Origin of the sequence: Micromonospora arborensis (assembly GCF_003205615.1) — a bacterium.
Lineage (GTDB): Bacteria > Actinomycetota > Actinomycetes > Mycobacteriales > Micromonosporaceae > Micromonospora > Micromonospora arborensis.
On record NZ_PYBV01000025.1, the window covers coordinates 1 to 13,619 of the forward strand.

The following is a 13,619-nucleotide window of genomic DNA, read 5'->3' on the forward strand; positions in this document are numbered from 1 at the left end:
CCGCCGCTTGAAACCGCCGCGCGGGGAAACCGCAACATCGGCGACATGGAGTCGATCAAGCGGCGGGCCGTTCCTACGCGGACTCACGGTCGATCAGCGCAGCCGGCGGCGGGCCGGTCCTACGCGGGATCCTGGTCGATCAGCGCAGCCTGGCGGCGGGTCGGTCCTGCGCGGGATCCCGGTCGATCAGCGCAGCCCGGCGGCGGCGAGCAGGTTGCCCTCGGGGAGCGCCGGGAGGGTACGGCCCTGGGCCATGCGCTGCTCGGCGCGCTGGGCGGTGAACGTGGCGTCGGTGGCGATGGCGGCGGCGTAGCTGGCGGCGGTGCGTTGGGCGATCGCCGCCCAGCCGTACTGGTCGTTGACCATCCGGCGGGCACGGCGGGCCATGTCGCGGGCACCGTCGGGATCCGACAGCAGCGCGTCCACGGCGTCGGTCAGCCCGTCGGGGTCGTGCGGGCGGAAGGTCATTCCGGTCGCGCCCGGCTCGACGATCTCCGCGAGGCCGCCGGTGGCGGCGACGGCGAGGGGTGCGCCGGCGGCGGCACCTTCCAGGGCCACCATGCCGAACGGCTCGTAGATGCTCGGCACCGCGAAGCAGTCGGACGCGGCCATCAGGGCCGGCAGGTCGTCGCCGCCCAGGAAGCCGGGCATGGTGACCATGCCGCCCAGTCCGCGGCGGTGCACCTCGGCTTCCAGTTCGGCACGGTACGGGCCGTCGCCGGCGATCACGGCACGCAGGCCGGGGTGCCGCTCGCGCAGCCGGGGGAGCGCGGCGATCAGGTGCTGGACGCCCTTCTCGTACACGAGTCGGCCGGCGAAGGTGACCAGCGGGCCGTCCCCGGCGAACCGGGCGCGGGCGGCGGCCACGGCGCTTGCCGGCGCGCGCCAGCGGTGCGGCTCCACGCCGTTGGCGACCACGTCGACCCGTCCGGCCGGTACGCCGAACAGCGCGTTCACCTCGTCGCGCATGTAACCGGAGCAGACGATGACGCGGCCGGACTCGTTGCTGAGCCACTGCTCGACGCCGTGGATGGTGCGGTTCATCTCCTCGGGCAGCCAGCCCTGGTGCCGACCGGCCTCGGTGGCGTGGATCGTGCTGACCAGCGGGATGTCCAGGTGGTCGCGCAACGTCATCGCGGTGTGCGCGACGAGCCAGTCGTGGGCGTGGATGACGTCGTAGGTGCCGGCCTGGGTGGCGCGCAGGGCGGTGCGGGTGAGGGTGTGGTTGAAGGCCATGGTCCAGGCCAGCAGGGAGTCGGTGGCGAGGGGGAAGGTGACCGGGTCTTCGGGGGCGCGCAGGATGCGGACGCCGTCGGCGTACTCCTCCAGGGGTGCGCCTTCGGTGTGGCGGGTGACGACGGTGACCTCGTGGCCGGCGGCGGCGAGGGCGACGGAGAGGGCGTGCACGTGTCGGCCGAGGCCGCCGACGAGCACCGGCGGGTACTCCCAGGACAGCATGAGGATGCGGCGGGTCTGCGGGGGCACCCCGGGGCCGGACTGCGTCGGCGCGGGCGTGCCGGGCTGCACGCCCAGACCGGGACCGGGCTGCGCAGGGAGCTGGGGGCGGGAGGTCAGCGTGGGCCGGTGGGCCCGGTCCTTGGTGGCAGCGAGCTGCTCGTCGACCCGCAGGGTCGTCACATCAATCTCCGTCCATGCATGGTGGTGCGCGCCGGCGTCAGTGGCGGCGGAGTGAGAGGTGTAAGGGGTGGCCGAGGGCCTGGCGGGACACGCGCGGACGCTTGTCCCCGGTCAAGGAAAGTGCATCGAGCCCAAGAACGCACCTCGAAAAGGGCCATCGTGACGGAGGACACCCGAAGGGTGTAGCGCGCATCAGACAGGTGGTTTCCGGTCACCGCCTGAAAGGATGGATTGGCGCGCCGGAGCGGGGGGCAATACCCGCGTGCGCGCCGGCGGCCTCTGCCGGCGCGTTCGTGGCGCGGGCGCGCACATGACCATGGTTTGAAGGAGCGACATGCAGGTCTGGCCGGGCGAGCGGTACCCCCTGGGGGCCACCTACGACGGGATGGGCACCAACTTCGCCATCTTCTCCGAGGTGGCCGAACGCATCGAGCTCTGCCTGTTCGACGAGTGGGACACCGGCGCGGAGCGTCGCGTCGAGTTGCGCGAGGTGGACGCCTACGTGTGGCACGCGTACCTGCCGGGCATCGAGCCGGGGCAGCGGTACGGCTACCGGGTGTACGGCCCGTACGACCAGGCGAACGGGCTGCGCTGCAACCCGCACAAGCTGCTGATCGACCCGTACGCGAAGGCCATCGACGGTGACGTCACGTGGGACCCGGCGGTCTACGACTACGACCTGGCGGAGCCGGAGCGGATGTCGGAGACCGACTCGGCACCGTTCATGCCGAAGTCGGTGGTCGTCAACCCGTACTTCGACTGGGGCAACGACAAGCCGCCGCGCACCCCTTACCACCACTCGGTCATCTACGAGGCGCACGTACGCGGGCTGACCATGCGCCACCCGGACATCCCCGAGGAGTTGCGCGGCACGTACGCGGGCATCGCCTCCCCGCCGATGATCGAATATCTGACCCAACTCGGGGTGACCGCGATCGAGTTGATGCCGGTGCACCAGTTCATCCACGACAACCGTCTGGTGGATCTGGGGCTGAAGAACTACTGGGGTTACAACACCATCGGCTTCTTCGCCCCGCACCACGGCTACTCCGCGCTGGGCCGGCTCGGCCAGCAGGTGCAGGAGTTCCGGGGCATGGTCAAGGCCCTGCACGCGGCCGGCATCGAGGTCATTCTCGACGTGGTCTACAACCACACCGCCGAGGGCAACCACCTCGGCCCGGCGCTGAGCTTCAAGGGCGTGGACGCGCCCAGCTACTACCGGCTCAGTGAGGAGGACCGCCGCTACTTCGTCGACTACACGGGCACCGGCAACAGCCTCAACGTACGCAACCCGCACTCCCTGCAACTGATCATGGATTCGCTGCGCTACTGGGTGACCGAGATGCACGTCGACGGTTTCCGCTTCGACCTGGCCGCCACCCTGGCCCGCGAGTTCTACGAGGTCGACCGCCTGTCCACCTTCTTCGAGGTGGTGCAGCAGGACCCGGTGGTCAGCCAGGTCAAGCTGATCGCCGAACCGTGGGACGTCGGCCCCGGCGGCTACCAGGTGGGCAACTTCCCGCCGCTGTGGACGGAGTGGAACGGCAAGTACCGCGACACCGTGCGCGACTTCTGGCGCGGTGAGCCGGCCACCCTCGCCGAGTTCGCGTCCCGGATCTCCGGTTCCGCCGACCTCTACCAGGACGACGGCCGCCGCCCGTTCCACAGCATCAACTTCGTCACCGTGCACGACGGGTTCACGCTCAACGACCTGGTGTCGTACAACGACAAGCACAACGAGGCCAACGGCGAGGACAACCGGGACGGCGAGAGCCACAACCGATCTTGGAACTGTGGGGTCGAGGGGGACACCGACGACGAGGCGGTGCTCGCCCTGCGGGCCAAGCAGCGGCGTAACTTCCTGGCCACGTTGATGCTGTCGCAGGGGGTGCCGATGATCGGCCACGGCGACGAGTTGGGCCGCACCCAGCACGGCAACAACAACGTCTACTGCCAGGACAGCGAGTTGGCCTGGGTCGACTGGGACAACGTCGACGAACAGCTGCTGGAGTTCGTCCAGACGTTGACCGCGTTCCGCAAACGCCACCAGGTGTTCCGCCGCCGCCGGTTCTTCACCGGCCTGCCCGTCGGTGGCCGCGGCATCGACGAGCCGCTACCCGACCTGGCCTGGCACACCCCGGACGGGCGGGAGATGACCGGCGAAGATTGGGGCAACGACTTCGGCCGCTCGGTGGCGCTCTTCGTCAACGGCGAGGGCATCCGCGAGCGCGGCCAGTACGGCCAGCGCCACCACGACACCTCGTTCCTGCTCTGCTTCAACGCCCACGACGCACCGCTGGACTTCACCATGCCCGGCAGCGAGTACGGCCAGAAATGGGAACGGGTGATCAGCACGGCCGAACCCGAACCGGACGACGCCACGGTGATCAGCGCGGGCGGCACCATCCGGGTGCCGGACCGTTCCCTTGTCGTGCTGGAGAGGATGAACTGACATGGCGGCCACCCCTCCCAAGGCCACCTACCGGATCCAGGTCCGGCCCGGCTTCGACCTGGACGCCACCGCCGAGATCGTCGACTACCTCGCCGACCTGGGCGTCAGCCACCTCTACACCGCCCCGCTGCTCACCGCGACGCCCGGCTCGGCGCATGGCTACGACGTGGTCGACCACCGGGCGGTCAACCCCGAGCTGGGCGGCGAGGCGGCCCGGCAGCGGCTGCTGTACGCGCTGCGCGACAAGCAGCTCGGCCTGGTCGTCGACATCGTGCCCAACCACGCCGGCGTCGCCGTCGCGGCGGCCAACCCGGCGTGGTGGGACGTGCTGCGCCGGGGGCGCGACTCGGCGTACGCCGACTGGTTCGACATCGACTGGGACCGGGGCCGGCTGCTGCTGCCGGTGCTGGCCGACGACCCGGCCGCCCTGGACGACCTCAAGCTGGTCGACTCCGAGCTGCGCTACCACGAGCACCGTTTCCCGGTCGCCGACGGCACCGGCGACGGCACCGCGCGGGAGGTGCACGACCGGCAGCACTACGAGTTGGTCTCCTGGCGTCGGGGTGACGCCGAGCTGACGTACCGCCGGTTCTTCGCGGTTTCCGGCCTGGCCGGTCTGCGGGTAGAGGACCCGGCGGTGTTCGCCGCCACCCACGAGCTGATCCTGCGCTGGGCCGCCGCCGGTGAGGTCGACGGCATCCGCGTCGACCACCCGGACGGGCTGCGCGACCCCGCCGGCTACCTCACCCGGTTGCGGGCCGCCGCGCCGCAGGCCTGGCTCGTGGTGGAGAAGATCCTGGAGTACGGCGAGGAGCTGCCGGACTGGCCGGTCGACGGCACCACCGGCTACGACGCCCTGGCCGCGGTCAACGGGCTCTTCGTCGACACCGACGCCGAGGGCGACTTCACGGTGCTGGACACCCAACTGGCCGGCCACCACACCTCCTGGGAGAACCTGACCCACGACACCAAGCTCGCGGCCGCCACGAAGCTGCTCGCCGCCGAGCTGACCCGCCTCGCCGCGCTCGCCCCCGAGGTGCCGGCCGAGGCGGCACGGGCCGCGCTCGCCGAGCTGGCCGCCGCGTTCGCGGTCTACCGGGGCTACCCGCCGCACGGCGCCCGGCACCTCGCCGCCGCCCGCTCCGAGGCCGGCCGCCGCCGCCCCGACCTGGTCGGCGCCCTGGACGCGGTCACCCGCCGGCTGCGCGACCCCCACGACGAGCTGGCCCAACGGTTTCCCCAGTTGACCGGCGCGGTGATGGCCAAGGGGGTGGAGGACACCGCGTTCTACCGCTGGACCCGGTTCCTGGCGCTCAACGAGGTCGGCGGCAGCCCCGCCCACTTCGGGGTGCCGCCGGCGGAGTTCCACCGCTTCGCCGCCGCCCGGCACGTCCGCTGGCCGGCCAGCATGACCACCGTCTCCACCCACGACACGAAACGCGGCGAGGACGTCCGCGCCCGCCTCGCCGTGCTCAGCGAACTGCCCGGCCAGTGGGCCGAGCAGGTCAAAACCTGGATGGAGTACGCCCCACTGCCCGACAAGTCGTTCGCCCACCTGCTGTGGCAGACCGCCGTCGGCGCGTGGCCGATCGAGCGGGAGCGGCTGCACGCGTACGCCGAGAAGGCCGCGCGGGAGGCCGCGGCCTCGACCAGTTGGTCCGACCCCGACCAGGCCTTCGAGCAGGCGATGCACGCCGTGATCGACCTCATGTACGACGACCCGAGCCTGCACGACGAACTGACCGAATTCGCCGCGGCGATCGCCCCGGCCGGCTGGTCCAACTCGCTCGGGCAGAAGCTCGTGCAGCTCACCATGCCCGGTGTGCCGGACACCTACCAGGGCACTGAGCTGTGGGACAACAGCCTCGTCGACCCGGACAACCGCCGCCCGGTCGACTTCGACGTACGCCGAGAGATGCTGGCACGGCTCGACGGCGGCTGGCGTCCCCCGATCGACACAGACGGCGCGGCGAAGCTGCTCGTCGTGTCGCGGACCCTGCGGTTGCGGCGGTCACACCCGGAACTGTTCACCGGCTACCGGCCGGTGCCCGCACACGGGCCGGTGGGCCGACACGTGGTGGCGTTCGACCGGGGCGGCGCGATCACCGTGGCGACCCGCCTGCCGCTCGGTCTGACCCGCGCTGGTGGGTGGTGTGACACAAACCTGTCGCTTCCCGTTAACGAGGTGAAGGACCTGTTCACTGGCCGGGTCTACAGTGGCGGGGAGACGCCTCTGGACGACCTCCTGGCCGACTACCCCGTGGCACTGCTGGCTCCTCCCACCGCTTCCGTGGAGGCTGCTTCATGACCGAATTCTCCGTGTGGGCACCGGACGCCACCCGCGTCCGGCTGCGCCTGACCGGCGACGCCGACCACGAGATGCGCGCCGCCGCCGACGGCTGGTGGCGGGTCGACGTACCCGACGCCGGCCTCGACTACTCCTTTCTGCTGAACGACGACGAAACCCCACTGCCCGACCCCCGGTCACCGTGGCAGCCTGCGGGAGTGCACGGGCCGAGCCGCCGCTACGACCACGCCGCCTTCGCGTGGTCCGACAGTTCGTGGACCGGCCGGCAACTGCCCGGCAGCATCCTCTACGAGCTGCACATCGGCACCTTCACCCCGGAAGGCACCTTCGACGCGGCCATCGACCGCCTCGACCACCTGGTGTCGCTGGGCGTCGACCTGATCGAACTGCTCCCGGTCAACGCCTTCAACGGCGACCACAACTGGGGGTACGACGGCGTCTGCTGGTACGCACCGCACCAGCCCTACGGCGGCCCCGACGGCCTGAAACGGTTCGTCGACGCCGCCCACGCTCGCGGCCTGGGGGTGATCCTCGACGTCGTCTACAACCATTTCGGGCCCTCCGGGGCCTACGCGCCGCGGTTCGGCCCCTACCTTGCCGAGCAGAGCAACACCTGGGGCCGCTCGGTCAACTTGGACGGGCCGCAATCCGACGAGGTACGCCGCTACATCACCGACAGCGTGCTCATGTGGCTGCGCGACTACCACGTCGACGGGCTGCGTTTGGATGCGGTGCACGCGCTGCCCGACACCCGCGCTGTTCCGCTTTTGGAAGAGCTGGCTGTTTCCGTCGAGTCGTTGTCGACGCACCTGGGGCGGCCGTTGTCGCTCATCGCCGAATCTGACCTCAACGATCCACGGTTGATCACGCCGCGCGAGGCTGGTGGGTTCGGGCTGCACGCGCAGTGGAACGACGATGCGCACCACGCGCTGCATACGCTCCTTACCGGCGAGCGGCAGGGGTACTACGGGGACTTCGGGTCACTGGAGACGCTGTCTGACGTGCTGACTGGGGGGTTCTTCCACGCGGGGACCTGGTCGAGCTTCCGGAACCGGCACCATGGGCGGCCTGTTGATCCTCGGGTGCCGGGGCACCGGTTCGTGGCGTACTTGCAGAACCATGATCAGATTGGGAACCGGGCTACTGGGGATCGGATCTCGGCTTCTTTGTCGCCTTCGCTGCTGCGGGTTGGTGCCACGTTGCTGTTGACCGCGCCGTTCACGCCCATGTTGTTCATGGGGGAGGAGTGGGCGGCTTCTACGCCTTGGCAGTTCTTCACCTCGCACCCGGAGCCGGAGCTGGCTACGGCGGTGGCGCTGGGGCGGCGGCGGGAGTTTGCTTCGCACGGGTGGGCTGAGGGCGACGTGCCTGATCCGCAGGACCCGGAGACGTTCGTGCGGTCGCGGTTGGACTGGGCGGAGCTGGACAAGCCTGAGCATCGGGAGATGTTGGCGTTCTACCAGCGGTTGATTGGGCTGCGGCGGTCTCTGCCGGACCTGTCTGATCCTCGGTTGCACGCTGTTTCTGTGCAGCATGGGGACCAGTTTTTGGTGATGCGGCGGGGGGAGACGCTGGTTGTCGCGAACCTGGCTGGGCGGGGGCAGGGGGTGAGCCTGCCTGGGGTGGCTCGGCGGGTGTTGCTGGCTACGGGGGAGGGGGTCACCGTTATGCGGGACCGGATCCAGTTGCCGGCGGAGACGGCGGCGATAGTGGCGTTATGAGTCGTAGACCCCCATAGTCCTCGGCATGTTTATCCCGTGAAAGCAGTCGCCTCGTGATGGCGAAGGCCCTCCCGACGTCTTGCAAATCGGCGGCGGTTCGACACGCAAGACAGCAACGTTCGCGCCGGCTGACGTCAAGTGCGACGAATTTATGGACGCCGCCGCCCTGTATCCGTGGCTAGCTTGCCGGTCCGCAGCCATGATTCGAGTTCTGGCTCGACCACCAGCTCTGCTTCCGCGATATAAGGGTCGACATTAATGCCGCCCGGCTGGCGGTAATTCGACGCGACCGGAGAAAATGCGCCTCGTCGAATGAGTTGGTGCTCGGGTGTGATAGATATGAATCGGACTGTTGACTGCCATCCCTCCACATCTAGGCCGGCATGCCAGAGGCGGACCGTCGACCGCCACCAAGGCAAGGCCTCTTCGCCCGATGGGGTTAGACTAAGCAATGGGACGGGGGCGGGGTCTAAAGCAACGCGTAGTACGATCAGGTTTGCCATCAGTGCCGCGAGTTGACCAAGTAAGTCTCTCCGAGCAGGTATGTAGCTCTCGTGACGGATTCCCAGTTGGCTCGGCTTGCGCGACTCTCGTATTAGTGAGGCCAGTTGGCCTAAGGCATTCTCTCGGCCAGTCTGAGTGGTCGTGGAAAAAAGGTCACGAGCGAACTCGAGGATTGGTCCCCGCTTGGCTAAAGCGTCCTTGGACAGCAGGGCCTGAAGGGATCTTGCATGATCAGATGATACTTCGGACATGAGGATGAGGAGGTGCTCCGCGATCAGGTATTCGCCAAACGTGGCGTGCAGGAATTCGTAAGTTCGACGCCTGCGCGTTCTTTCATGTTCGTCAGCGGTTGAGGTGTGAACGAAAAAGAACTGGCCGACTAATGATTCGGCGCGATGATAGGCCGTTGGGCGAAACGCCTCAGCGTCTGAATCTAATAGAGCCACGAAGTCAGCTTCAAGTTGCTGCCCTGTCACGTGCAATTGACCGCGGTTGAACATGGCGAAGGCGGTGATGGCGAGGTTTCGACGGCGTGAAGCGAGATCCTCATTGTGGCTTGAGAATTTCCCGGAGCTCAACTTGCGAACTTCCCGGCGAACGAAAACGTCAAGTAGTCGCTGATAGAGTTGAGCTTGCGACAGGCATTTATCCGAGAGGTCTAATGCGTCAGGGTCCGCGACGTACAGGGCGAGCATCGTGAGCAGTAGTGGCTGCCGTGCTAGATCAGCATGTCGTGCGAGTGTCGATCTGTCTAAGCTGCGATATTCTGGCGTCGAAGCATTAGCTGCGTTCCACGCATTCAACCAAATATCGATTTGATCTTCATCGAAATCCTCAAGTTTGACTAAGAGGCTGCCGGGTGGGATTTCTGCACGGTCTGACACTAATGTTCGAGTCGTCACCAGGATAGCAACGGGCTGATCCCATTCGATTTGACGTCGCTGAAAATCGGCAAGTTGAAGCAGATAGTCCGACCGAGAGGCTCCGGTCGCCTGGATCAGTTCATCAAATCCATCAAGCAATACTACCGGTGTGGTGCCCGGCGCGCCGCGAGACAGGGAGGACCACTCCACTCGCTCGTGGATAATTCGGCCGACCGCTTCCTCGATCTGCAGGTGAATGGGGGCGTCAGACGATACATCTCGCAGCGGCACTCGAAGCGTTGTATATGCGTTTGGCGGAAGTCGCGCGGCCAAGACTTCCGTCAGGAGAGATTTTCCTGATCCTGGGTGGCCGAGGACTAGCATTGGTCGTTCCGTGCTTGTCGGGCTGGCCAGTTGTGCTGACAAAAATGCATCTAGGTCAGTGCGGACTGGGTGACGTGCCCACCACCCCTCGACCGCGGGCTGTGCGCCCTCTGTGTACACGGCGAGGCGGAAGCGTGGCGTTACAAATCCGTCCACCACACGGGGAAATCTCAGCGGTGCGTACGACAGGCTGTGGTCGGAGGTGAACAGCGGGCGTTCCAACACCTTCTTTGTGCTGCGAGCGAGTTTAAATATCTGGCCAGTGGCCGGCGGGGGGTCATTGGTATTTATTATCCGTAAGAGGCCACTGACCGCGCTGAGGGCCTGCGAGTGGTTCATGGCGATGGCACGCAGATCATCACGGAGGCCACGCACCTCGAAACGAGTGGCGGCATGTTCACCCACCGTTGCCCACATATAAAACTCAGGTACCTCGGCGGCCAGGCGAAGGTAGCCGTCTTGGTATCGGCCTAGCGCTTGGCCTGCTAATCGGCGGTCGAGATCTCCTAATCTTTGTCGAGCTGATTGCCATGCAGCCAGGCCCTCAAGAAAGCGTATGGTGCGCCTGCTGAGATGGGCTAGATACGGTCTGACGTTGCGCTCGGAATTCTCTTTGAAGCCCAGGACGGCGGATGGTGATTCGACCTGCCCGTCAATCAATTGCTCAACCAGCGAAAGATGCTGTAGCCCAAGCCCTTTTGGTTTCGGGATGGTGAGATCTTCCATCTCTCCGGCTGTCAGTTCTAGGGGAGGATAATCTTCGCCGAGCTCATATCGTAGCGCGTCAAAGAATGAGGAGACGGCAAGTATTGTGTGTGCGGCGATGATCAACTCGTGTCGAGTATGCCCAGTCGTGCCAACGATCTTCTGGTCGATCCGGTCAAGTAGTCGCCCGAGAAGCTTGATTGCCTCATTCTTTGGATCGACCAGCGCCAAGGCAGCGCCGCCCACGGCGAGACCACTCGCCATGATTGCGCCTCCCAGCAGTGTGTCGAGGCGGTCAAGTCCACTTCGGTCGTGTTTTCCTAGAACGGTCAGAGCACCTTGGAATGTGAACATCAAATCACGACGCATCGGCTCCTCTTACGTTGCAAAGTGTTGTGGGTGAAATCGATAAGGAGTGCCAAGGCCTCCGCGTGAAGAGCGTCAAGGTCGGAGCTCACGCCTGCCGGCGCCAGGACCGGGACAGCTTGCGCGCCCGCACCCGTTGGTTCATGATCACGCACTCTGCGGTCTGCGGTCTGCGGTCCACGTAACAACGTGCCTATAGTCCGGCTCACGACACGGATTGTCTCGGGAGTCAAGACCCTGCGCAAGCATCCATGCGGCAGTGCGCCAAGAGTGACAAGGCTGGCTCACCACGTGGCAGAGCGGTCAATGCCGCGCGTGCGACGGTAGATGGATTTTGCGCATCGGCACGCGGTGCTAGGTAGGGCAGGGCGACGTTGCGGCAGGGGCTCACCGTCGCGATCGGACACTTTGCCGGTGTACCGTCCAATCGAGTGGGTGTAGCGGTCCAGGCCGCTATCCCGTCCTCTACCTGACCGGACGGAGGCAGGTTGCATAGGCCGGACACCATCGGCGCCAGGATCCGGTACTGGCGGATGCGCCGGGGCGGCATGACGCAAGCCGTCCTCGCCGGGTTCGCCGGCGTCACCCAGTCGTACGTGTCGCAGGTCGAGTCGGGTCGGAAGACCATCGACCGTCGCTCCACTCTGGTCGCGCTTGCTGCCGCGCTCCAGGTCACGGTGGCCGACCTGCTCGGCCAGGGCACCGAGTCTGGTGATCCGGCCCGCGAGACCGCCGCCGAGTGCGTGCCGGTGATCTGGTCGGCCCTGATCGAGATCGAGGACGGCCAGCGCCGCCCGTCGACCTACACAACGGAACGGCTGACGACCGAGATTGCCCGCGCCGAGCAGCTCCGTACCTCGTGCAACTTCCCGGCGATGGCTCGCATGCTGCCCAGCCTCCTGCTCGAAGCCGCTGCCGTGGGAGGCAACGTGCTCGTCCAGGTCGCCTACCAAGCCTCCACCTGCCTGCGGAACCTCGGATACCGCCACCTGGCTCTCAATGCCGCCCGTCTCGCTGTGTCGGTCGCGAAGGACACCGAAGACCCAGCTTGGATCGGGGCGTCCCGCTTCGCATACGCGCAAAGCCTGCCGATCGAGTCCGCATCGGTCGCGGCCCGTGCCGCCGATCGGTCGCTGGCCGAGTTGCAGACCGGCGCCGCCGACGAGCGGGTCCGGCAGATGCTCGGCCAACTCCACCTCTCTGCCGCGCTGACCTCGGCCGTAAGCGGTCGCCTGGACGTCAGCCGCGATCACCTTGCGGCGGCTGCACGGGAGGCTGCCACCCTCGGGGATCCGGCCGACGGGGCTGGATTCAACGGCTGTGGGTTCGGACCAACCAACGTCGGACTGTGGGAGATGTCCATCGCCGCCGAGCAGGGCGAGTCCGGCCGGGTCCTCGAGCTGTCTCGGACGGTCCGGCCGCAGGTGCTCGCAGCATCGATCCGCCAGCAGTCCTACTGGCTCGACCTCGGTCGCGCCTTGGCCGACGGGGGCCGCCGAGACGTTGAGGCCCTCGCGGCATTCGTGCAGGCCGAGCGGGCTGCGCCGATCCCGTTCTCCATCAACCCTCTCGCCCGCGACGCCGTGTTGACCCTGGCCCAGCGCGCCCAGCGCCGAGCCATCCCCGACGAGCTGCGCCTGCTCGCCAGCCGCATCGGCATCACCCTGGCCGCATAACTGGCGGTAATCACCGCGTCACCAATTCGCCCTACTGTCCGGTTTGGGACGTGAGCACGTCCTGACGGCCTGGGACGGCGGCGGTTGATAGCGAGCCTCCTGGGCCTCTGACAGAGGAGGCGGGGATGAGCGGGCAGGACGACAACGCTCCGGATAACAAGGGTGAGGCGGCCGAGCGGGAGGCTGCCAAGCAGCGCCTCCTCGCTCAGGCCGAGGCGGAGCGCGTACCCGTGGACGACACGACCCGCGCGGTCCCGGACCGGCGGTGGCGGCGTGACCAGCGATGACGTCCCGATCGGCCGCCGGGTGGCCCGGTGGCGGGTGCGGCGGTCTATGACGCAGCAGATGCTTGCCGACCGGCTGCGTAGGTCGAAGAGCTGGGTGGACAAGGTGGAGCGGGGCGTGCGCACCCTGGACCGGTACTCCGTGATCCAGGAGCTGGCCCACGTCCTGCGAATCGACCCGGAGGTGCTGCTCGGCCAGCAGCCGAGCACCCCGGCCGGCGCGCCAGCAGGGGTGGACGACATCCGGGCCGCTCTCGCCCGCTACGACACCCCGCATGCCGCGGTCCAGCCGCCAGAGGAGCTGCGACGGGAGGTCGGGTACGCCTGGTTGACCTACCAGCACGCGCACTACGGGCAGTTGGTGCGGCTGTTGCCGGGTCTGCTCGACGCCGCCCAGGCCGCGCAGTCACCGGAGTTGCTGGTGCAGGCCTACCGGATCACCTCGTCGCTGCTGGTAAAGCTCGGCGAGGCCGACCTGGCCTGGCTGGCCGCCGACCGCGCGATGACCACCGCCGGAGACAACCAGATCCTGTCGGCAACGGCCACCATCGCGGTCCTGGGCGCTGCGCGCCCAGGACCGCGACCGCCTGGCCCTGGCCGCCCTGCTCCCCGCCGCCAACCGTGTCCTTCCACCCGCAACCCGCTCCGGTGATCAAGAGGTTTGCGTCAGTTTCGGAGATCAAACCGCCCGCAAACCTCTTGATCACGGGGGAGAGGG

At 67.3% G+C, this 13,619-nt stretch carries 8 protein-coding genes; 6 read left to right on the forward strand and 2 right to left on the reverse strand.

Annotation, left to right across the window (positions count from 1 at the left end):
• Positions 1–186 precede the first annotated feature (186 nt).
• The gene (locus C7C45_RS19780) at positions 187–1,638 is read right to left on the reverse strand and encodes a glycosyltransferase family 4 protein (protein WP_110565177.1); all 1,452 of its coding nucleotides are present in this window, start codon (positions 1,636–1,638) and stop codon (positions 187–189) included.
• Between the two features lie 334 nt (positions 1,639–1,972).
• On the opposite strand from C7C45_RS19780, the gene glgX reads away from it, so the two are divergent.
• Genes glgX through treZ form a run of 3 tightly spaced genes read left to right on the forward strand, consistent with a single transcriptional unit; the run spans position 1,973 to position 8,119 of the window.
• Positions 1,973–4,090: a glycogen debranching protein GlgX gene (gene glgX / locus C7C45_RS19785; protein WP_110565178.1), complete on the forward strand. Its 2,118-nt coding sequence runs from the start codon at positions 1,973–1,975 to the stop codon at positions 4,088–4,090.
• Between the two features lies 1 nt (position 4,091).
• A complete protein-coding gene (gene treY / locus C7C45_RS19790; RefSeq protein WP_110565179.1) occupies positions 4,092–6,398 on the forward strand; it encodes a malto-oligosyltrehalose synthase in 2,307 nt (768 codons plus the stop codon).
• Positions 6,395–8,119, forward strand: coding sequence for a malto-oligosyltrehalose trehalohydrolase (treZ, locus tag C7C45_RS19795; RefSeq protein ID WP_110565180.1), 1,725 nt, complete (start codon positions 6,395–6,397; stop codon positions 8,117–8,119). The genes treY and treZ overlap by 4 nt, the downstream gene beginning before the upstream one ends.
• Before the next feature lie 149 nt (positions 8,120–8,268).
• Here treZ and C7C45_RS33665 read toward each other — a convergent pair whose 3' ends face one another.
• Positions 8,269–10,944 carry an NACHT domain-containing protein gene (locus C7C45_RS33665; protein WP_146247353.1) on the reverse strand — a complete coding sequence of 892 codons (2,676 nt, stop codon included), beginning with the start codon at positions 10,942–10,944 and terminating at the stop codon, positions 8,269–8,271.
• A gap of 485 nt (positions 10,945–11,429) precedes the next feature.
• Here C7C45_RS33665 and C7C45_RS19800 point away from each other — a divergent pair, with 485 nt between their 5' ends.
• The 3 genes from C7C45_RS19800 (at position 11,430) to C7C45_RS35115 (ending at position 13,553) form a co-directional block, all read left to right on the forward strand.
• Positions 11,430–12,617, forward strand: coding sequence for a helix-turn-helix domain-containing protein (locus C7C45_RS19800; RefSeq protein WP_110565181.1), 1,188 nt, complete (start codon positions 11,430–11,432; stop codon positions 12,615–12,617).
• 125 nt (positions 12,618–12,742) lie between these two features.
• Positions 12,743–12,904 carry a hypothetical protein gene (locus tag C7C45_RS34145; RefSeq protein ID WP_167454754.1) on the forward strand — a complete coding sequence of 54 codons (162 nt, stop codon included), beginning with the start codon at positions 12,743–12,745 and terminating at the stop codon, positions 12,902–12,904.
• Positions 12,891–13,553, forward strand: a complete 663-nt coding sequence (locus C7C45_RS35115; protein WP_244200457.1) for a helix-turn-helix domain-containing protein — start codon at positions 12,891–12,893, stop codon at positions 13,551–13,553. The genes C7C45_RS34145 and C7C45_RS35115 overlap by 14 nt, the downstream gene beginning before the upstream one ends.
• Positions 13,554–13,619: the final 66 nt, after the last annotated feature.